25 protein-coding genes are annotated in these 20,859 nt (G+C 36.8%); 1 reads left to right on the top strand and 24 read right to left on the bottom strand.

Annotation, left to right across the window (positions count from 1 at the left end; translation table 11 throughout):
• Nucleotides 1–407: 407 nt before the first annotated feature.
• The 20 genes from ACI3K6_RS04050 to ACI3K6_RS03955 all read right to left on the bottom strand — a co-directional run bounded on the left by ACI3K6_RS04050 (nucleotide 408) and on the right by ACI3K6_RS03955 (nucleotide 15,917).
• Nucleotides 408–1,190 carry a sulfite exporter TauE/SafE family protein gene (locus ACI3K6_RS04050; RefSeq protein WP_435553827.1) on the bottom strand — a complete coding sequence of 261 codons (783 nt, stop codon included), beginning with the start codon at nucleotides 1,188–1,190 and terminating at the stop codon, nucleotides 408–410.
• 47 nt (nucleotides 1,191–1,237) lie between these two features.
• On the bottom strand, nucleotides 1,238–1,465 hold the full coding sequence (locus ACI3K6_RS04045) for a sulfurtransferase TusA family protein (RefSeq protein ID WP_435553826.1): 228 nt from the start codon (nucleotides 1,463–1,465) through the stop codon (nucleotides 1,238–1,240).
• A gap of 23 nt (nucleotides 1,466–1,488) precedes the next feature.
• Nucleotides 1,489–2,616 carry an MBL fold metallo-hydrolase gene (locus tag ACI3K6_RS04040; RefSeq protein ID WP_435553825.1) on the bottom strand — a complete coding sequence of 376 codons (1,128 nt, stop codon included), beginning with the start codon at nucleotides 2,614–2,616 and terminating at the stop codon, nucleotides 1,489–1,491.
• 46 nt (nucleotides 2,617–2,662) lie between these two features.
• Nucleotides 2,663–3,238 (bottom strand): sulfurtransferase TusA family protein, encoded by a 576-nt coding sequence (locus ACI3K6_RS04035; protein ID WP_435553824.1) that lies wholly within the window; start codon nucleotides 3,236–3,238, stop codon nucleotides 2,663–2,665.
• 52 nt (nucleotides 3,239–3,290) lie between these two features.
• Entirely contained in the window at nucleotides 3,291–3,587 is a 297-nt protein-coding gene (locus ACI3K6_RS04030) for a rhodanese-like domain-containing protein (RefSeq protein WP_435553823.1), read from the bottom strand.
• A gap of 24 nt (nucleotides 3,588–3,611) precedes the next feature.
• Nucleotides 3,612–3,974, bottom strand: a complete 363-nt coding sequence (locus tag ACI3K6_RS04025; protein WP_435553822.1) for a rhodanese-like domain-containing protein — start codon at nucleotides 3,972–3,974, stop codon at nucleotides 3,612–3,614.
• Between the two features lie 14 nt (nucleotides 3,975–3,988).
• The gene (locus tag ACI3K6_RS04020; RefSeq protein WP_435553821.1) at nucleotides 3,989–4,468 is read right to left on the bottom strand and encodes a DsrE/DsrF/DrsH-like family protein; all 480 of its coding nucleotides are present in this window, start codon (nucleotides 4,466–4,468) and stop codon (nucleotides 3,989–3,991) included.
• Nucleotides 4,469–4,560: 92 nt separating this feature from the next.
• Nucleotides 4,561–4,824: a metal-sensitive transcriptional regulator gene (locus ACI3K6_RS04015; RefSeq protein WP_335480168.1), complete on the bottom strand. Its 264-nt coding sequence runs from the start codon at nucleotides 4,822–4,824 to the stop codon at nucleotides 4,561–4,563.
• 208 nt (nucleotides 4,825–5,032) lie between these two features.
• On the bottom strand, nucleotides 5,033–6,970 hold the full coding sequence (locus ACI3K6_RS04010; RefSeq protein WP_435553820.1) for a CoA-disulfide reductase: 1,938 nt from the start codon (nucleotides 6,968–6,970) through the stop codon (nucleotides 5,033–5,035).
• 203 nt (nucleotides 6,971–7,173) lie between these two features.
• Complete coding sequence (locus tag ACI3K6_RS04005) at nucleotides 7,174–7,554, bottom strand: VOC family protein (RefSeq protein WP_435553819.1); 381 nt, start codon at nucleotides 7,552–7,554, stop codon at nucleotides 7,174–7,176.
• Nucleotides 7,555–7,723: 169 nt separating this feature from the next.
• The gene (locus ACI3K6_RS04000) at nucleotides 7,724–8,110 is read right to left on the bottom strand and encodes an FxsA family protein (protein ID WP_435553818.1); all 387 of its coding nucleotides are present in this window, start codon (nucleotides 8,108–8,110) and stop codon (nucleotides 7,724–7,726) included.
• Between the two features lie 67 nt (nucleotides 8,111–8,177).
• On the bottom strand, nucleotides 8,178–8,576 hold the full coding sequence (locus tag ACI3K6_RS03995) for a GyrI-like domain-containing protein (RefSeq protein ID WP_435553817.1): 399 nt from the start codon (nucleotides 8,574–8,576) through the stop codon (nucleotides 8,178–8,180).
• A gap of 253 nt (nucleotides 8,577–8,829) precedes the next feature.
• A complete protein-coding gene (locus ACI3K6_RS03990; RefSeq protein ID WP_435553816.1) occupies nucleotides 8,830–9,585 on the bottom strand; it encodes a hypothetical protein in 756 nt (251 codons plus the stop codon).
• A complete protein-coding gene (locus tag ACI3K6_RS03985; RefSeq protein ID WP_435553869.1) occupies nucleotides 9,582–10,082 on the bottom strand; it encodes an RNA polymerase sigma factor in 501 nt (166 codons plus the stop codon). The genes ACI3K6_RS03990 and ACI3K6_RS03985 overlap by 4 nt, the downstream gene beginning before the upstream one ends.
• 155 nt (nucleotides 10,083–10,237) lie before the next feature.
• The gene (locus ACI3K6_RS03980) at nucleotides 10,238–10,720 is read right to left on the bottom strand and encodes an aminodeoxychorismate lyase (RefSeq protein WP_435553815.1); all 483 of its coding nucleotides are present in this window, start codon (nucleotides 10,718–10,720) and stop codon (nucleotides 10,238–10,240) included.
• A complete protein-coding gene (locus ACI3K6_RS03975; RefSeq protein WP_435553814.1) occupies nucleotides 10,710–11,090 on the bottom strand; it encodes a hypothetical protein in 381 nt (126 codons plus the stop codon). Before ACI3K6_RS03975 ends, ACI3K6_RS03980 begins: the two co-directional genes overlap by 11 nt.
• Nucleotides 11,091–11,296: 206 nt before the next feature.
• Nucleotides 11,297–12,112, bottom strand: a complete 816-nt coding sequence (locus tag ACI3K6_RS03970) for a M15 family metallopeptidase (RefSeq protein WP_435553813.1) — start codon at nucleotides 12,110–12,112, stop codon at nucleotides 11,297–11,299.
• 211 nt (nucleotides 12,113–12,323) lie between these two features.
• A complete protein-coding gene (locus tag ACI3K6_RS03965) occupies nucleotides 12,324–14,291 on the bottom strand; it encodes an acetate--CoA ligase (RefSeq protein ID WP_435553812.1) in 1,968 nt (655 codons plus the stop codon).
• A 208-nt stretch (nucleotides 14,292–14,499) separates the two neighbouring features.
• Nucleotides 14,500–15,030 (bottom strand): dihydrofolate reductase family protein, encoded by a 531-nt coding sequence (locus tag ACI3K6_RS03960; protein WP_435553811.1) that lies wholly within the window; start codon nucleotides 15,028–15,030, stop codon nucleotides 14,500–14,502.
• A 32-nt stretch (nucleotides 15,031–15,062) separates the two neighbouring features.
• A complete protein-coding gene (locus ACI3K6_RS03955; protein WP_435553810.1) occupies nucleotides 15,063–15,917 on the bottom strand; it encodes a Cof-type HAD-IIB family hydrolase in 855 nt (284 codons plus the stop codon).
• A gap of 209 nt (nucleotides 15,918–16,126) precedes the next feature.
• On the opposite strand from ACI3K6_RS03955, the gene ACI3K6_RS03950 reads away from it, so the two are divergent.
• Nucleotides 16,127–16,747 carry an NAD(P)-dependent oxidoreductase gene (locus ACI3K6_RS03950; protein WP_435553809.1) on the top strand — a complete coding sequence of 207 codons (621 nt, stop codon included), beginning with the start codon at nucleotides 16,127–16,129 and terminating at the stop codon, nucleotides 16,745–16,747.
• A gap of 301 nt (nucleotides 16,748–17,048) precedes the next feature.
• Here the strand turns inward: ACI3K6_RS03950 and ACI3K6_RS03945 are convergent, their stop codons facing one another.
• The 4 genes from ACI3K6_RS03945 to ACI3K6_RS03930 form a co-directional block, all read right to left on the bottom strand.
• Entirely contained in the window at nucleotides 17,049–17,876 is an 828-nt protein-coding gene (locus ACI3K6_RS03945) for an SPL family radical SAM protein (protein ID WP_435553808.1), read from the bottom strand.
• Nucleotides 17,877–17,900: 24 nt separating this feature from the next.
• The gene (locus tag ACI3K6_RS03940) at nucleotides 17,901–18,776 is read right to left on the bottom strand and encodes an RNA polymerase sigma-70 factor (RefSeq protein WP_435553807.1); all 876 of its coding nucleotides are present in this window, start codon (nucleotides 18,774–18,776) and stop codon (nucleotides 17,901–17,903) included.
• Nucleotides 18,777–18,792: 16 nt separating this feature from the next.
• Nucleotides 18,793–19,947 carry an NAD(P)/FAD-dependent oxidoreductase gene (locus tag ACI3K6_RS03935; protein WP_435553806.1) on the bottom strand — a complete coding sequence of 385 codons (1,155 nt, stop codon included), beginning with the start codon at nucleotides 19,945–19,947 and terminating at the stop codon, nucleotides 18,793–18,795.
• 69 nt (nucleotides 19,948–20,016) lie between these two features.
• A complete protein-coding gene (locus ACI3K6_RS03930) occupies nucleotides 20,017–20,772 on the bottom strand; it encodes a class I SAM-dependent methyltransferase (RefSeq protein ID WP_435553805.1) in 756 nt (251 codons plus the stop codon).
• Between the last annotated feature and the right edge of the window lie 87 nt (nucleotides 20,773–20,859).

Here is a 20,859-nt window from a genome sequence, read left to right as displayed (position 1 = left end):
CTTAAATATAAGTTTCCCTTTATTCTAAGTGCATTTATCGTACTTCTTCAAAAAATACTTTAACTATTTGTTCTGGTGTCATAAAAAAACCCCCTATATTATTCTAATGCTATCTTCATTATAGGTGATTTTATTTAATAAAACTCTTCATAGGTTCAATAATGTATATGTATTTCTATTTTTATCCAAAACTGCAGTTAAATTAACAGCTCAATTGACAACATTTTAAGAGTATAATAATCATAGTCTTTTTAATTTAGTATGAGATTTCGCATGTCAACTCTCGAAAAAATGTTGAATATATATAAAGGAATTGAACACTGCCAATGTAAGTGTCAATTCCTATTATGCAGAATGACCTTAAAACCGAACCTTTTACTAAAGAACACACATCTTCTTAGAAAGTGCTAAAATGACAATATTCCTAACCATGTTTTCACTGCAGTTGCCAATATTAAAATGCCCATAATGACTTGTAACACTTTGGTATTCACTCTTTTCCCAGCGTTTGCTCCTATTGGTGAAGCTAGTAAACTGGCAACCACCATGATCAGTGAAGGTAATATGGGCACTTGTCCTGTTAAGATTTTTCCTGAAACAGCCCCTATCGATGAAATAAGTGTAATGGCTAAGGAGGAGGCAATCGTCATCCTGGTTGGAATCTTTAACACAACAAGCATGATCGGCACTAACAAGAAGGCTCCCCCTGCTCCTACAATACCAGCTCCAATCCCTACAATAAAAGCTAAAAACGCACCAAGCCATTTGTTAAATTTGACTTGTTCCAATGGAAAATGATCAATTCCTTTTTTTGGAACAAACATCATCATAACAGCAATTAAGGCTAAGATACCATATACAATGTTGATTCCATTTTCAGGCATGTGAGTAGACCCGAATCCCCCGATAAAGCTTCCTATTAAGATACTAATTCCCATGTAAGCAATAAGTGTTTTATTTAAAAACCCACCTTTACGGTAAGCTAAAACCCCACCCAGTGTTGCAAAAAACACTTGGATTGCCGTAATTACTGAAACTTCATGTGCTGAAAAATGACCTACACCAAGCATAACCGGAATATATAACAACATCGGATAATTTATTATGGCCCCACCTATTCCCAACATCCCTGAAATAAATGAACCAATAAATCCAATTAGGAAGAGCGTAATGATTAAGGTAATATCCATATTGTCCTCCTCTATAAAAAGGGAACCTTGGTTGGTTCCCTTTATCTTCAGCCCTTTTTAATCCAAAATTTTAATACTCCAAGATCTTCTTCATGTTTTAAAAGCTCATGTCCACCGGACCTCGCCCATGCTGTCAGGTCATTTTTTGCCCCTATATCAGTTGTGTGGACTTCTAATACTTGCCCGCTTTCCATTTCTCCAATAGCTTTTTTTGTTTTTACGATTGGCATTGGACAAGCTAATCCTTTCGCGTCTAATACTTTTGTTGATTCCATTATGATTCCTCCCTAGTTATCATTTATCGGACTGCACAGCGGTTTGATCCGATTTCCATTTCTCGTTGTTGATCTAAGTCGGGGTTTATTTTTCCCATATTGGTTTCACGAATTTCTTGATAGGCATTTGGCTGTGGTGGTAAATTTTCAGTAACCAATTTTCTAAATTCTGTTTCATCTTCGATATTCAGCCCGTGATTTTTGGCAAACAAGGTACCTAATTTTTCTGAAACACTTCCATCATCATTTAACTCTTCAATGATCATAAAATGTGCCGGAAGGACAATAAGTTCTTCTGACAATTCTCTGTAACGTTTGTAAAGAGTTTCTCTTAAATCGCCTACCCAATCTTCCGCCTTACCTGCTAGGTCAGGTCGGCCAATTGAATCAATGAATAAAATATCACCGGAAAGTAAGAATTTTTTATCCACAACAAAAGAAGTGGAGCCAATTGTGTGACCAGGAGAATATAAAGCCTGAATATGAATAATCGTGCTTCCGATTACTACGTCATTACCATCTTCTAATGGTTGATAATCAAAGGTAACTTCCTCGGCATCTTTTGGCGGAAGCCAGTAGGTTGCACCTGTTTTCTCGGCAATTATACGACCTCCGGAAATATGGTCTGCATGAAGATGTGTATCAAATACATGGGTAATTCTTGTTCCAATGCTTTCTGCAAAGTTTAGGTAGGTATCTGTCATGCGTGTTGCATCGATAAGTGCTGCCTCTCCATGGGAAACCACCATGTAAGATAAACAGCCTTTACCAATTCGAACAAATTGATAAATTTCGCCACCATCATTTAGGTCTCCCACTTTAACGGGTTCTAAATGTTCACTCCAAGTTTTCATTCCGCCCTCAAGGTATGACACATTTAAGCCTTCATCCGATAGCATTTCTGCTACCATTATTGATGATCCTTCTTTGGCACAAACTACTAATACTTCTTTATCAGTTGGAATTTTATCAAGGATTTCTTTTACACCATCAAGTAATTCGAAATAGGGTATATTTACATACTCAAAGTTTTTTCCTTCAATTTTCCAATCTTTAAAGGCATCTTCATTACGAACATCAAGAATAAATAACTCATCTTTATTAAAAACCTTTTGCGTTACTTCTTTTGAAGTCATAACATGCATTGTCATGTTCATATTACCCCCTAAGGTATTGTTTGGTTTAAAAAAATATATTTTAACCCTTGATACCTGTTGTATCACCAGTCCATTGACTCATTCCTGGAATCACATTGATTACATTGGTAAATCCATTTTCAGTTAATTTTTGTGCAGCAAAATCGCTGCGGTTACCTGTTCGGCAAATAACGTAAATTTCATCTTGTTTGGATAATTCATTTAATCTGTCGTCCAATTCACCTAAGGGAATAGAAATGGCGTTTGGAATATGATTAAAGGCATATTCTGCAGCTTCTCTAACATCGATAACGATGATCTTTTCGGTTGCTTTTAGTTTTTTCTCTAAATCTTCATAATTGATTACGTTTGGATGATTTTTTTCATTGGATTCATCATTAGAGGATTTGCGAAGGTAATGCTTCAAAACTCCAGCTTCCTCAATCGTTCCTAAATATTGATGACCTGTACTTTCAACCCATGCTTTCATGTCCGCTTTGGACCCTTTATCTGTTGCCTGGACTTCTAATATATGCCCTTCTTCTAAGTTATTCATAGCTTTTTTTGTTTTTACGATAGGCATTGGACATGCTAATCCTTTGGCATCTAAAGTTACGTTTGCTGTTAAGTTATTCATGGTTGACCTCCTATTTCTATACCTGTAAGGGTATAATTGATGTTAAAAAAATTTATTCCACTTTACCTTCCCAAGCAAGCATTCCACCAGCCATATTGATTACGTTAAATCCATAGCTTTCAAGGAATTGAGTCGCACGACCACTTCTGCCTCCAGAACGGCAAACCATGATATACTCTTTTGATTTATCCAGTTCATGCATACGAAACTCAACTAATCCTAATGGCATGTTTATGGCACCCGGAATTTTGCCATCAGCTACCTCTTTCACTTCACGGACATCAATGATATTTATTAGCTTTCCTTCATTTAATAATGCTTCAACCTCTTTTGGTGTCATTTGTTTCATGTTAAAATCCTCCTACTATTTTGTTTAAGACCAAGCACTCATACCGCCTTTGACATTTGTTACTTTTGCAAATCCTAATTTTTTCAAGATCTTACTAGCCTGCCCACTCCTCATACCACTTTGACAAATCACGATTACTTCTTTTTCCTTCGAAAGTTCTTTTTCTGCTTTTTGGGAAAGTTGTTGAAGTGGGATATTTTTAAATCCTCTAATATGATTTCCTTTAAACTCACCAGGTGTGCGAACATCAATAAATTGTTTGTTTTTGTCATTTAATTCGGATTTTAACTCAATTGTTGTAATGTTGTGTACGCCTTTTATCGGTAAAAATCGCTTGATTATAAAAAACAGAAATAGTGCAATAACAAGATAATTGACATATTGCATTTGTAAGTCCCCTTTTAAATAAATAGATTAACATTTCCTTCTTCTGCATCTGCTAAATACGCAGCCACTCCTGCATATTCAATATGATCTAGTAGTTCTTCTTCTTTAAGTCCTAACAAATCCATTGTCATGGTACATGCAACTAGTTTCACATCCTGCTCTTGAGCCATTTCGATTAATTGCGGTAAGGTAAGGGCGTTATGTTTTTTCATAATATCTTTAATCATTTTTGGTCCAAATCCAGCAAAGTTCATTTTTGAAAGTCCCATTTTATCAGCGCCTCTTGGCATCATTTTTCCAAACATGCTTTCCATGAAGCTTTTTTTCAGCGGAATATTTTCATCTTTACGTAAGGCATTTAATCCCCAAAACGTATGAAAAATCGTTACTTCGTGATCATAAGCAGCTGCTCCATTGGCAATAATATAAGCCGCCATTGCTTTATCATAATCACCACTAAATAAGACAATGGTTGTTTTTTTGTTTTCTGACATGTTGTTACCTCCGTGGAATAGTTATTTTATTAATTACCATTACCCCTATGGGTATAATATTATGGAAAATAAAAGAGGGTGTCAACCCTTTTTTATCGGCTTTTTACAAGCAGATTAACTGCCTCTTTTACTAACTCCTCCATACTTTTTTCTCCCTCTTCATTCGCTCTTTGAACACACTCAACCAAATTGGAACTTACAATAACTCCAATGGTGCGATCAATGGCGCTTCTCGTTGCAGATAACTGGGTAATGACTTCTTTACAGTCCTTGCCATCTTCCATCATTTTTAAAATTCCTCTTAATTGTCCTTCAATTCGTTTTACTCTATTTTTCATTTGATCATTATAATCCATTGATATGCCTCCTTTTCCAAGGTATTTTCCTTATATAATAAGTGTTGATGATTTATATAATAAAATATATCATTAAGCCGCCAACAATGAAACAAATCATTGAACAAGTCTTATAATATACCCCTATAGGTATAATGTCAATAGATTAACGATTAATATTCATTTATAAGAAAAAAACAGAACGCAATGATCATTGCGTTCTAAACATCTATTTCTTTTCAATCCAAAATTTAATAACCTTTTCATCCTGTTCAGTTTTTAAAAGGGTATGACCTGCATTTTTTGACCAGGCTGGAAGGTCATTCAAGGCACCCCTGTCTGTCACATGAAGTTCTATCACTTGTCCGCTTTCCAATGACTCAATCCCTTTTTTAAGCTTAATAATGGGCATTGGACAAGTTAATCCCGTAACATCCACCACCGTATCTACTTTTATCTCATTTTCGATAACTGTTTCACCACGATCGTTTGTGGTAGTTTCAACATTTTTGTTTAGATTGCTTCCATATACAGAGGAATATGTTTTCCAGCCACCATCTAAATTAATAGCCTTAAACCCACTATTAGTCAAAATGCGTGAAGCCAGATATCCTCGTAAGCCTACCTGACAAGATACATAAATTGGTTGATTTTTTGGCAATTCATTCATTTTACCTCTTAAGTCATTTAGAGGAATATTGATTGAACCCTCAATAAATCCAAATTCACGTTCCATTGGCTCACGAACGTCGATTAATAGTCCCCCATTTGCGATAATCTCATCAATCTCATGCCACTGAGTCATTTCCAATTCGTCTTCCATGATATTAGAAGCAACATATCCTGCCATATTCACTGGATCTTTTGCTGAAGAATACGGAGGTGCGTAAGACAATTCGAGATTTGTCAAATCTTCAACGGTTAATCCGCCTTTTATAGCAGTAGCGATCACATCAATACGTTTATCGACTCCGTCTGCTCCAACGGCTTGAGCACCGAAGATTTTCCCAGTTTCTTTTTCAAAAATTAATTTTAAAGAGATTGGGGCTGCGCCGGGATAATACCCTGCATGAGAACTTGGATGAATATGAACCACTTCATAAGAAATGCCTAACCGTTTCAATGTTTTTTCATTGTTTCCGATTGCGGCAACCGTTAAATCAAACACCTTTGCAATGGAAGTACCTAAGGTTCCTTGGTATTTTTCATTTTTGCCCATCATATTATTAGCTGCAATACGTCCCTGGCGGTTAGCTGGGCCAGCAAGTGGGATCATTGCCTTTGTTTTGTTAATATAATCGACAACCTCTACAGCATCTCCAACCGCATAAATATCATCATTAGAAGTTTGTAGGTATTCATTAACAACAATACCTCCGCGCTCACCTAACGTTAATCCTGCTGCTTTGGCTAACTCATTTTCTGGTCTGACACCAATCGATAGAATAGTCATATCCGTGTAGATTTCTGTTCCATCAGAAAGGATAACTTTCTTTCCATTATCAGCAAAAGAATTCACGCCATTTTCTAAAATTAACTTTACGCCCTTTTCTTTTAAATGCGTGTGGAGAATACTGGCCATTTCAAAGTCGATTGGAGCCATAATTTGATTAGCCATTTCAATAATCGTAACGTCTAACCCTCTATCCACAAGATTTTCAGCCATTTCAATTCCAATAAATCCACCGCCAATGACAACGGCTTTTTTAGGATTATTGGCATCCACATGGTGTTTAATTTTATCTGTATCAGGAATATTTCTTAATGTAAATAATGTTTGATTTTCATTTAATCCAGGAATCGGCGGTACGATTGGTCTTGCTCCTGGTGATAATAATAACTTGTCATAGGATTCCTCGTACACTTCACCAGTTTGTAAATTCTTTATTGTTACTTTTTTTGCTTCAGGATGAATGTTTACTACCTCGCTTAAATTGCGGATATCAAGTTTAAAGCGTTCTGACATTCCTTTTACAGTTTGTACCAATAATTTACTTCTGTCCTTGATCGTTTCACCAATGTAATACGGTAATCCACAATTTGCAAATGAAATATGTTCACCCCGTTCTACAAGAATGACCTCTACTTCTTCACTAATCCTTCTTAATCTAGCAGCTGCTGTAGCTCCACCAGCCACTCCACCCACGATGATGACTTTTTGTGTCATGATATCCCCTCCGAATTGAAATATGTTAATTAATATATTTTTTTATCAAAGTATACCCTAATGGGTAATATACCTATAAGGGTATTATATAATCCGATTAAAAATTGTAAAGTCATTTTTCGATAACTTCACTTTTTCTTCACAATTACATTAACAAAAAATAGGGACCACCTAAAGGTCCCTATTTTCTATGAGCTTACATATTAAACTGTCAATTCTAAAAGATTTCCTTCCGGATCTTCTATCACACTTTCATAATAGCCGTCCCCTGTTACGCGAGGGCCATTAACGAGACGGTAACCATCTTTTTGGAGGCGAGCTGTCAGTTGATCGACGGACTCTTTGCTTCCAAGGGAAATGGCTATATGAGCCCAACCAATCATCTCGTTCTGATACCGCTTATCGATGCCAGACTTGCGCATGATCTCCAAACGAGCACCACTGTTAAAAGTAATAAAATATGATTCGAATTCCTTCACTTCATTGTGATACTTTGAGTTAGCCATTCCATTAAAGTAGGTTACATAAAAATTCTTCATAGCTTCTAAATCTTTGACCCAGATAGCCACATGATCGATTTTCATTTAACTCGACTCCTTAAAACAAACTTTTTAAAGATGTTTAATAAGTATGTTGATAATATACCATATCAAATAAAAGAATTTCAAAGGAAATTTTCGAACTTTATATAGTTATAATAAGGAATATCTTTTCATATCAAAAAATCAGCCTCCAGTCTTTTGGAAGCTGATTTTATTTGATTATCTTAATATTTCCTCGATCGATCCATTTTCGAAAGGAATTTTTCATGAAAAACTTAAATATCTTTCTTGTTGGTTGAAAAAGCATGAGAAATCCGAGGAAATCGGTGATAAATCCTGGAGTCAAAAGTAGCGTGCCGCCTATTAGGATACAAATGCCATCTAACACAGCTTCACCGGGGATTTTGCCATAACGCAGTTCTTCCTGTGCTCTGCGCAAAGTTTGCAGCCCCTCTTTTTTGGCTAAATAGGCTCCTATGATTCCTGTTAGAATAATAATGGTCAGTGTCGGCCAGACACCAATTGTTTTACCAGAAAACAACAAAAAGCCTATGTCCATGGCAGGAATGATGATGATTAATAAAAATAAATAGCGCATGTATGACTACCCCTCGAATGAAATGCCCTTGTCCATTCTATTGTAGTTGAAAAAAGAGCAAATGCAACTATTTAATCGCTATATAAATTTCAATTGTTCCATTAGGATAATATTTTTCAAAATCATAAGTGTATGCCCTATTGAGTGTCCCTTTTTCCTCAGACTCCCAAATCTTCTTCCAAGTTTTATATACTCCTTGTTCATCTGTTGGATCCACTATAAACATTTCATATTTGTTGTCGCTCGGAATCTCAATGGAGGCTTCATCACCCGTGCCTTCAGTTGCAACGCTTAATGAATAATCACCTTTATAATTACTTTCATAGTCATAATATAAGCCATACACAACGGCATCTTTATTTTTCAAAACCTTTGTTGATTCTTTCCACATTCCCGTAATCTTTTCCATGATTCGTTCATCTTTGAAATTATTGGTTCTAACACTGTTAATAGTTTTTAGGTTCAAATGAGTTTCCTTCCTTTCCAATTATTGGTTTATTCTTACTTCTACAAAATATCGGAATAACCTTTTTTTATTTGTAAATTTACAAAGGAAGTTACCCTTATGAAAAATTTTTTACTAATAACGCCCCCTGACTTCGGCAGCCAGGGGGGTAATTTGCAATTCTACGTCAAGCGTCTTCGGACAGACAGAATAGATTATGTCATTCATTGTCCGAAGATCCTCCTAATTTTGCGTAACGGGATGAAATCATCTTCTAATTTTTTGTATGAAGTGGTTGATTTTTTAATATATTTTCAACTTCTTCATATCCTTCTAGAAAGGCGAAGTTATATCGGGCTGGAAGTGCGAAAACATAGTCTTTATTTTGTCCGAGAAGTGTAGGTCCAATTGGTGCTGCCCCAATATGAAATTCACCATTTTGTAGTAAGGTCCATTGATTATGTGTAAATATCATTATCGGAATATCTTGTCTTGGTTTAACCTCCGTCCATTGGGGATGTCTAATGAATAGGATAGGTCCATTTTCAATGATGTTACTTTGTTCTTGATCAATAGAAACACCCTCCCAGGTTTCCTTTACAATCTGGTACCCAGCCCAACTTTCAGGTAACGAAAAGGTGAATCCATATTCATTATTTTTATAAACAATAGTATCTGGATCATTTTGTTTATTAGTATCTTGTTCATGGCCCTCTTTATCATCATCTACTGCAGGACGTTCTTGCCCTAACTGCCCTTGGTTATGGTTATTTGAACTAGATAAACGGTCCTCCATGATCGGTTTAATAAGAAAGGCAAATAACAACAAGGCCGCAATACTTGCAAAACCTACAAAGATCTTTCTCATGGTTGTTGCTCTCCTTTTCTTCTTTTCATATGAACTTGCATATTGTATTAGGTGATCATGAATGATGTCTTGGGTATCCTTAGTAAACCTTTTATCAAAGTCAGGTTCTGGTAATGTTCGGATCATTCTTTCTACCTCTTCATATCTTTCATGATCTTTCATAGAGAAAACACTCCTTTCCCTTGTTGTAGCATCTTTAAAGCACGATGATAGGTGATACGAACCTTATTTTCATTCCAATTTAAAATCGACGCTGTTTCCGAAACAGACAGTTCTTTAATGCCTCGAAGAATGATGACATCTCGATAATTAGCTTTTAAAGATTGGATGGCTTCATAAAGGAGTCTGTTGGTTTCATTTAATTGAAGAATTTCCTCGGGAGTTTCCTTGGCAGTTTCCTCCTCACGGAACCCAAACAGTTGCATCATTCTTGAGCGTTTCCTTTTTCTAATTTCATCAATTCCCACATGCCGGGCAATTGACAGTAGCCAGGTTTTAGGACTTGATTTTCCTTGAAAAGTGTCAAAGCCTTTAATAGCTCTGATAAAAACCTCCTGGACCAAATCTTCTACATCACTTGATCCCATATAATAAACCAAAAAGTGGTATATATCTTTATTATACAAGTAAAACCACTCCGAAATGATGTCCCTACTCATCAATTGGTCAACTCCAATTTCTCCCCTATTTTTATCTTCATGAATTAGTCGAATCAAAAGTACTTTTATTTCAATTTTATACGTTTTATTTAAATTATAAAAATGGCCATATAAAAAAGAAGCTTGGATTTCCAAGCTCCTTTCTTTAGACACCTTTATTTAAAGATAGTATTAATAATTTGGTCTAATGGCATTTTATTATTAATGACATAGGTTCCAGGGCGTAATTTGTTTGAAAGGCCTCTGTTTTCGATATCCTTAGAGAAATTGAATGCATCTGGGATAATTTTTGCTGTAACGAGGATCCTTCCGACGTCAATACTCGTCATCCCATCTGTAACTGAAATCACCACTTGAGAGACATTAGCATCTTGGTTCCCCGACGATTTTTGGGCTGCTGCTTTTGTTTCTTCTATTTTTTTGTCATATTCTGCTTTTGTTTGAACAATATAACCAGCGGATACAAGCTTGTTTTTCATTTCATCCTCAGTTGGCTGAGCTTGGACTTTCGTCTGGCTTTCGGATGTTTTGACAGACTCTTTAGTGGTATCGTGATCGCCAAAAAAATAAACAGCCCCCGTAATACTTGTTGATAGAAGGATCCCTGCTGCAAAGCTGGTCAATAGGTTATGCTTCATGGGCGACTTTGCCCCCTTCAACAGATGATGTCAGGTACCCAGTAAGTATTTCTTTGACTTCGGTTTCTGTAATCTGTTTTTTCTCAGCAATGCTGTCCAAGGAGTATTGACGTTTGTATAAGTCTAATACTTCACGTCTTAAAATAATTTCATCCATTGTTAGCTGAACTCCAGCTGCATTGGTGACAATTTCCATATCCAATTCGATGTTTCGAATGGAGTCTTGCATGTTGTTAATTTCTTTCATCACTTCGACATGAACCGTATCAATTTCCCGTTGATTTTTATTGGCAGCTTGACGCGATTTTATGATAGAAATCATTAGCAGCAAAATTGATACCCCAAACAAAAGGGCTAATGTCCATTCCATTAGTAGTCCCTCCTACTTTTCTATTTATCACAAGTCTATATTATACCCGCCATTTTAATATTTTTCGACTCCTAAATTAATAAACGCGTCAAAAGTCGGATAGATTTTACATAATGAGCCACATTAGGAAAATTAATTTTTGTCAAAAAAACAAAAAAGCTGCCTTGGCAGCTTTGATTTACAATTAAGGTTTCAAATACAAAATGTTACTTCAGGATAGGGAACACTCCGAAATATTCTTCTAATGTCAGACCTCGTGCCATTACATCTTTAGCAATTTTAGGACCAACATAGCGAATGTGCCAGGGCTCATATTTGTAGCCAGTAACGTGTTCTTTGCCTTTGGGATATCGTATTATATATCCGAATTTGGCACTGTTTTTTTCAAGCCATTTTGCCTCTTTTGTTCCTGCAAAACAGGATGTTACTGCACAATAACCGTTACTGCCACTTACATCAATGGCCAAACCTGTTTGGTGTTCACTTGTACCGGGAATGGCGCTATATGTTACTGCTTTTTGATAACCGTCTCTTTTTACATAATTATTAAATACTGTCGTTTGTGTTGCATAAGAGCGATATCCCGAAACACCGCTTAAGTAAATATTTTCCTTTTTGGCAGCAGCGAACATTCTTTCTAGTTGAATTGCTGCTTCCTTTCTCATCTTACGTTTTTCCACTTTCTCCTTATATAAGAATGAAGTATTGGGATACGTTAAATCACCAGGAATATAGGTTTTAGGAAGGTAAATCTTTTTATTTACGATTACACCTATGGAAGCTGGATAATTCGTGACATTTACCACTTTTCCATCTGGTCCGGTTTCTTTCCGGATATAAGAAGCTTTGGTAATGCTCATTTGATTTTGGTTTGACTTAGAATCATTGACAAGAGGTGTCAACGAATCCTGTGTGTTATTCAGTTGTTTAGATGTTGAAGATTTATTAGTTTCTCTGCCACAACCAACTATGACCACCAATATTAAAGAAATAATAAAGCATGTCCACTTATTTTTTTTCATCTTATCATTACTTCTCCTTGAATTTGAGATAACCATTCATTTTTAAAAATGTTAATGGAGTTTGTAATAAAATGTGGAATTTCATTACAAACTATTCATGTTCAAGGAGATGTTTAGTCCCATTTATGGAACAATTTGAATTGATTAAATACTTGTTTAAGAAGTCAAACAAAGGGACTAACCAAATGATTAGTCCCCCAAAAAAATATAATTACTTCACGATCGTTCTTCCATTAATGATTGTTTGTATTTGTGCGACTGTTGCTGGATCTTCCAGACCTGTTATGTCACTTGAAACCTTTCCCGATACAAAAATTTCTTTTAGTAAGCGGCGCATGATTTTACCGCTAACCGTTTTTGGGAGTGCTTCTGTAAATATAATTGCTTTTGGAAGGGCAATCTTTCCGATTTGCTCCGTAATTCTATCATTTATCTTTCCACTTATATCATCTGTTCTCTGAGAATGGTTATTCACCCGAACAAATACGAGCGGTACCTCTCCTTTGATTTCATCTGGGACACCAATGACTGCCGCTTCAGCAACACCTTCACATTCAAGCACGGCACTTTCAATTTCCATTGTACTTAAGCGGTGCCCCGCCACATTGAAGGCATCGTCTGAACGACCTACCACCCACACATAGCCATCCTCATCAATTAATGCTAAATCACTGGCGAAGTAGCTTCCCTCCACCTGGCTGAAATAGGAGGAAAGATAGCGCTCCGGTTCTTTCCAGAGTGTGCGACAGAGCATCGGGAATGGTTTTCGAATGACCAAATTTCCAAGTATCCCTGGTTTAACTGGATTCCCCTCTTCATCCACAACAGCGATGTCTGCACCTAAAAATTGCAATCCGGCTGAACCTGGCTTCATTGGGGTTAACCAAGCTGCACCAGCAATCGGACATCCGGCTGTTTCCGTTTGCCCCCAAGTATTATTGACACAGATTTTTTTCTTGCCCAATACTTCATACGTCCATTGCCACGATTCCGGGTCAAACGGTTCACCCACTAAGGAAATAACATCCAGGCAGGATAAATCAAATAGATCCACTTTTTCTGATCCCAGACTCTTTAACATCCGTAGAGCGGTTGGGGCGGTAAACAACTTATTGACACGATACTTCTCAATTACTTGATAAAATCTGTCTTTGGTTGGAAAGTCTATAGCTCCTTCATAGATAATGGTTGTAACTCCATTAGAAAGTGCTCCTGCAATGCCCCAAATATGCATCGTCAACCAGCCAATATCTGCTGTACACCAGAAAACATCGTCTTCATGATGATCCATATGATATTTGCTGTAAATGTAATTTTGGACTACGAAGGCCATTCCTGAATGCACAACGCCCTTAGGTTTTCCTGTTGTGCCACTTGTATAAAACACAATCCCATATTCATTGGCTTCCAGTTTTTCTGGTTCACAATGGATACTAGCCTTTCTTGTCAGATCCTCCCACCAATAATCCCGTCCCTTGGTCATCGTGATTTCTGTATTTAAACGGTTGACGACAATCACAGCTTCAATGGATGGAATATCTGGAATGACTTTATCCACTTTTTCCTTCAGGTTTACTCTGTTACCCCTTCGTGTAGTGGCGTCTGCTGTCACAATAATCTTTGGCTCAAAATTGATGAGTCGATCTTTCAAGGACTTTTCGGAGTACCCTGAAAAAACGGTATTGTAAATCGCTCCAATTCGAAAGCATGCCAGCACAGCAATAATGGCTTCCGATAAATTTGGAAGGAAAATGGCCACGCAATCCCCTTTTTTCACACCGAAGGAACGGAGGACATTGGAGAAACGATTCACTTCGGCTAATAACATGGTATATGTAAAAAACTTCGTATCCCCATTTTCTCCTTCCCAAATTAGAGCCGTTCGATTTCCAGCTCCATTCTCCACATGACGGTCAAGCAAGTTTACACAAGGGTTGCTAATCCCACCTTCGAAAAAACGAAAATCTGGTAAACTACCACTCATTGTTTTTGTCCAAGGCTCAAACCAAAATAGTTCATTCGCGACATCGTTCCAAAAGGCTTCGGGATCTTGTTGGGATTGTTGAAGAAGGTTTTGGAATGCTTTACTGCTTCCAATAGAGGTATTTGTTTGTTTTTCTTCACTAGGAATAACAAGCTTACTTTCTGAAACTACCTTTAAAATTCCACTAACATCCATATGAATCCCCCTTGTTAAGAAAAAATGGTACTACCTCCGTCATGTAGATATCTAAGTTTCATGAAGATAATGAAAGCGCTTTTAAAAAAATCCAACACAAATAAGCTTTCATCCTATCAGGAAAGAGATTAACACAAAAATTCTGAATTTTCAATAACCCATAAGAAATATTTTTACCAAAACCTCTTATGGGTTCATCATCAGGTCATTATTTTACAATGTAATGCAGTTCAACAAATTGATTAAAGGTTTTAGTTCCTTTTAAAAAAAGTTCTAGCTGATAATCCCCTGCTTTAAACAAAGGAATTCCCTCTCCAATAATGGTTGGTGCAATGGTCACTATGAGTTCATCTATTAATTTTTCTTTGAAAAAAGTATGTAATAGTTCTCCTCCGCCAACAATCCAAATATTTTTTCCATCCTGATTTTTTAAGGCATTCGTAAAGGTAACGATATCTTCATTAACAAATTTTACATCTTTCGTGTCTTCTAATGGGGATCTAGTAAATACGTAGCAAGCCTTGTTTTGATAAGGAAATGGACCCTCTAAGTTCTTGACAATCCAATCATATGTTCTTTTGCCCATCATAACGGTGTCTATCGTATCATAAAATTCAGAATAGCCATTATCCCCTTCTCCATCCACTTTAAACAGCCACTCTAAAGAGTCTTCTTTTGTGGCAATATAGCCATCCAGGCTTTGAGCAATAAATAATATGAGTTTGCGTTGATCTTTCATTCCTTACTCCTCCCATACTCCAACACAATTAATTATTTATTCAATACATATGTCTCGATTGCATGCGCTACGCCATTTTCATCATTTGAAAGCGTAACTTGATTGGACATTTCTTTTACTTGAGGATCTGCATTGCCCATTGCTATGGAAAGCCCGGCAACCTGAAGCATCGGGGCGTCGTTAAAGTTGTCCCCCATTGCTACGGTATTCTCCAGTGGGATACTAAAATAATCTGCCATCTTTTTAAGGGCGTATCCTTTATTTCCGTTTTGATCCATTACCTCGAGATTCCAAGGGCCTGATGTAGTCGTGACAATGTTTGGTATTCCGCCAAAAATAGATGCTAATTTCGATTTGATGTCGGTATTGACTGTGAGAATAAAGAATTTTTGAACAGTTAAATCACTCTCATTAAACAAGTCCATGTAGTTTGCAAAATTCTTAATGAGATTGGATTTCTGTGGTTGTTCTGTCATCCTTCGATACATGTCATCCGTTAAACCTTCAACATTAATCTTTTCTTTATTCTCTGAAATTCGTTCCGTCCAATCACCAGGTACATAAATGCCATGATTGGTATAGACCCGATAAGGAACTCTATGGTCATCTAGTTTCTCAGCAACTTTTATAACATCTTCTTTATTCATTGAAATACTATCTAACAGCTTTCCATCAGCTTGAATAACCGTTCCGTTACTTCCTGCCAATGGACAGGAAATCTCATATTTTTGCATGATTTGCTGAATATCTTCCGGTGCGCGACCAGAGCAAATCATCACAATATTCCCTTGGTTTTGTGCTTTGCGAAGTGCCTCAATATTTTCTGTGGAAATTTCATTATTGGAGGACAGTAAAGTGCCATCCAAATCAATTGCGATTAGTTTCATATTCTTCACCTCAATAAATTCTTTACCGTTGCATTCGGAATTCCTTTTTTACTAGCAACAAAAGGAACCGCTTCTACGGTCCCTTCATATTTCATTTTGTATTAAAGTTTACTATACCATTCAGAGTGCACAGGTACAAACTTATAAACCACCATTTTCTTCCCATAGCTTTTGTGTATAATTTATAGGTATAAAAGGAGGTTCGCTATTTGAATATTTTACTTTTAGGGGCAACAGGTAGAGTGGGGAGCCATATTCTTTCGTATGCCCTTCATAACAAACACCATGTTACGGTTTTAGTACGTTCACCAGAGAAGATTCAAATAAATAATGAAAATCTAAGAATTCTACAAGGAAATGTATTACACATAGATGATTTGGTTCAGGCGATGTCAGGAGTTGATGTAGTGTTTAGTGCATTAAATACGGATGGTACATCAACATTATCAGAAAGTATTCAGCTAATTGTCCAAGCGATGGAAAGTGCAGCTATAAAAAGAATCATAACTGTGGGTACTGCTGGGATTCTGCAAAGCCGAATCACTCCTAATATACTGCGGTACCAATCAAGTGAATCCAAACGTAAATCAACAAGAGCAGCTGAAGAACATCAAAAAGTTTTTGAGGTTCTTAAACAATCCACACTTGATTGGACAATTGTATGTCCTACGTATTTGCCTGATGGACAAGCTTTGGGTACATACCGTGTGGAACGGGATTATTTGCCTGAAGGAGGTTCTGAAATATCCGTCCAGGATACCGCATGGTTTACCTATAGCCAAATGAATAGTCACTCTTTCATAAAAACTCGAGTGGGTATAGCTTACTGATTTATTATTTCACATCTATTCAAGGACAGTTTACATGTGGCGTTCTCGAGTTTTGTATATCATCACCAGGATGAAGGACAATTTTTTTGATGTCCGCTCGAGTTTTGTTCTTCATGACCTCGATGAAAGACAGTTTTCGTGATGTGCACTTCAGTTTTGTTCTTCATGACCTCGATGAAGGACACTTTTCGTGATGTGCACTCGAGTTTTGTTCTTCATGACCTCGATGAAAGACACTTTTCCTATTGGACCCTTATTTTCTGTCTTTCATCCCCTCCAAATTAAGAAACTTATACTATTTTTATTTTAAAAATGCTTCCTGTTTAGAAACTCGAACCATCTCATCAGGAAAAAAATTCTTAAAATACTTCTCCACTCTCACATGAATATCTTTTTGATACCATTCAGAGAGTCCATTTTCTTCAAATAAATTGGGCATACCTAATCTGTCCGAGCGTTTTCCCATTGCCCCGTCTCCAATATTTAGAGTATCGATCCAGATATGGTCTGCAAGACCTTTTAATACGTTTGGAAACTCAGGGGTAAATGGCAAGGCCGGGGAAATCGAAGCTTGAGTCGAGATTCCTGCATCATGTAGTTCTTTTAATGCGTTTAGCCGCCGATTTATCCCTGGTGCATATGGAGCAAAAATCCTCCTAATATCGTCTCTATCTGTTTCAACCGTTATGGATACGAGAACATTACATTTTTCCTTTAATTTTACCAACAAATCTATATCCCTTGTTACAAGAGGACTTCTTGTTTGAAGTTGAAGAAAATCAGGAGGGTTCTCAACCATTTCTTCTAATATACCTCTTGAAATGGTCGTCTTACGTTCTATTGGCTGGTAGGGATCGGTGGCAGAAGACATAAAAATATTCACGGGATTGTTTCTCTTACGAAGTTTCATGATTTCACTGCGATAATTTTCAGCAGCATTTAATTTAATGTCCAACCAATCTCCCCATGGAATTCCTTTGAATTTTTGAATTGGCATCTCTCTTACATAACAGTACCGGCAGGAAAATGCACAGCCACTATACGGATTCAAGGAATGAGTGAATCCAACATCCAAATACCCCTTAGCTTCGGTAAGAATTTTCTTTGAAAAAATTTCTTTTGTTTCCATTCCTGTTTGTAATCTCCTATTGTGTTATTTTATATTCACGTGCTCAAGCTTTTCAGGATTTCTAACAATATAAATATCTGCAATTTGATTGTTTTTGACATGGAAACTAAAAACCGTTTTTACTTGATCAGCCCCCTTTACAAGGAGTCCCATTTCACCGTTTACAGTGATTAATTTCACCAATGCTGGTTTTTCAACGTTTTGATTTTGTGCCAATAAGTTTGATATAAACCGCATAACTCGATTTTTAGACTGGATCGGTTTCAATGCAGCATAAACTTTTCCGCCACCATCTGAGTACAGTTTAACATCCTCGAACAATAATTCCTCTATCTTCTGAATGTTTCCATGGTGTAAAGCTAAAACAAATGTTTGAATTATTTCGTTATTTTTTGGTATAAGAGCACTATGTGATTCATTTTTTATTAGAGGGATTTTATTTTTTACACGGCTTAATATTTTACGGCAATTGGATTCACTGCGATTCAACATTTGTGAAATGACTAGATAATCATACTCCAGCACTTCTCTGAGGATGAAGACGGCTCGTTCAATGGGGTTCAGTTTTTCAAGCAGCAACAAAAAGGCAAATGAAACGGCTTCCCCATTTATGACCTTGTTGATGGGATCGTCTTCGTTTGATATTAATGGTTCAGGAAGCCATGGACCCGGATAGACTTCGCGCTTGTATCCAACTGAATTTAAATGATCGATACATTTGTTTGTTACCATTTTACAAAGGTAGGCCTTTTTATTTTCTACATGATCAAGTGTTTTTTCACTTGCCAGTACATATACGTCTTGAACGATATCTTCTGCTTCTGAAACAGTCCCAAGCATTCGATAAGCTATTGAAAAAAGCAGAGGCTTATAATGAGAATATAACTCTTGCAACTCCATATGTTTCCCCCTGTGTTCAATAATGTAGACTTGCTAAATTCCACGTATATTCTCTTATTTTTTCGGCTATTTTTCCAGTAAGGACAAAATCTACTCCCCATTTATGTGCCCAAACAAAACCATCTTTAGGCCCCAAGCCAATACAAAGTACTTCTGGGTATGTTTGATGCATGATTGCTGAACAGCCCATCATGTGTGCCTTCATTATTTTAGCAAGTCGTTGTGCCTGGGCAACCGCTTCTTTACAGGTCATCGTCGATACCTTTTCACTTATAGGGTCAGACACATGAACGCAGTCCCCGATGGCATATATATTTTTCACTCCTTCTACACAATACCAGGAATCCACCTTTATTTTTCCTTCCTGAGTTTGAGGGAGCCCTAACTCCTGAATACAAGGATGAGGCTTTAATCCAACTGTCCAAATGCAATAATCCACTTCACATTCAGTCTGATCAGAGAAGAAAACTTTATGATCTAAGAATTTTTCTACTTTTTTATGGTGTAATACATGAATTCCATGTCTTTTAAGCCTGGCTTCAAGTCGTACACTGATTTTTACTGGAGCTTCTGGCAATAATCTTGGGTTATTGTTAATTAGATAGATTTCAATAGACTTGTTCCCTTTTACGATTTCATTTTTGAGCCATGAATTCAATTCCGCTGCGGTTTCTATACCAGTAATACCACTGCCTACGATCGCTATTCGAAAGGGATTCGTAGAAGATTCGAATTTACTTACTAACTCCTGTCTAATGCTCTTTGCGTTAGCCAGACTTGAAAGTGCGATACCTCCCCGTTCTGGATCCACTTCACTCATTACACTTCCCATAGCCAGAACTAACTTGTCGTATTCCTGCTGAATGAATGCTCCATCTTTCCTGGTAATTTGTATGGTTTGCTTCTCAGGATTAATGGCAGTTACCTCGCCTTGAATAAATTCAATATCTGATTTGCAGAAATCCTTTAACGGGACATGTAAATCGGAAGTATGTTCATGAACAATCCCCTTAAATAATTTTACCTTTTTAAAATGGAAGGCATTCTTATCAATAAGGATGATTCTGATATTTTCCTCTACTCCCCTTTGAAATTCTTTCGTTAAAGCTTCTATAAGATTTATTCCAGCGTAACCGCCACCTACCACAACTATTGTTTTCAAATTTTCCATTTTACTGGTCTCCTTTTCATCGTTTACACACAAGACGATATAAGGAGCAAATTTGTGACCAGTTAAACATTATTTTTTTAACTTAAAAACAATAAAGTCCGGACATCTTAAGTCCTCCTCAAAGGATGGATATTTTTTCAGCATTTCGGGTGATGGTTTTGGTTCGACCATGCTTTCTAAAATAAATCCTGTTTTGATTAGAGTGTTGATATAGCTTGTTAATGTCCGATGGAAAAATAACATTTTTTCTTTGTCACCTAATCCTTGTTCATATACTCCTTCATAAAAATATCGATCTACGTTCCAGTGCAGTTTTTCTCCTGTTTCTTTTTTCTCCCACCCACATTCAGGTGTAACGAAACATGGGTGCAGGATTGAAAAAATAAAACGGCCCCCATCTACTAATAATCGATACATTTCTTGAAAGGCCATTTCATAGTTCGCAAGGTCCTGAATCACCATATTGGACACGATTAGATCATAACTCTTTTGTTCTAAAAAATGCAGTTCCTCACAATTTCCTAATCTGTAATCAATAACCCTATTTGCTGGCGTTCTTTCTTTAGCGATTTCAAGCATTCTAGCGGAATAATCTACTGCTGTGACATGAGCACCAGACTTTGATATAAGTCTGCTTAGATATCCTTCGCCACATCCGGCGTCTAGCACTCTTTTATTTTGTACATCCCCAATCAGTGAAAACAACGTAGGGTTTAAAAAAATTTCTTTGTGAAGATCTCCTTGTTCACTATGATTCTTTGAATAGGTATCTGCAAATGCATTCCACCTTTTAATAGCTTCTTCTGTACCTGCATGTTGGTTCATTTTTTTAAATATCCTCCAGAATCGTTAATACTTAAAAAATCCCAGCACCTTCATAGGATTAGGGATATTTTTTTTAAATGATTTAAT

This window comes from Neobacillus solisequens, from assembly GCF_051233465.1.
Classification (GTDB): domain Bacteria; phylum Bacillota; class Bacilli; order Bacillales; family Cytobacillaceae; genus Neobacillus.
Note: the sequence above shows the minus strand (reverse complement) of the source record. Positions and strands in the feature narration are given on the sequence as shown.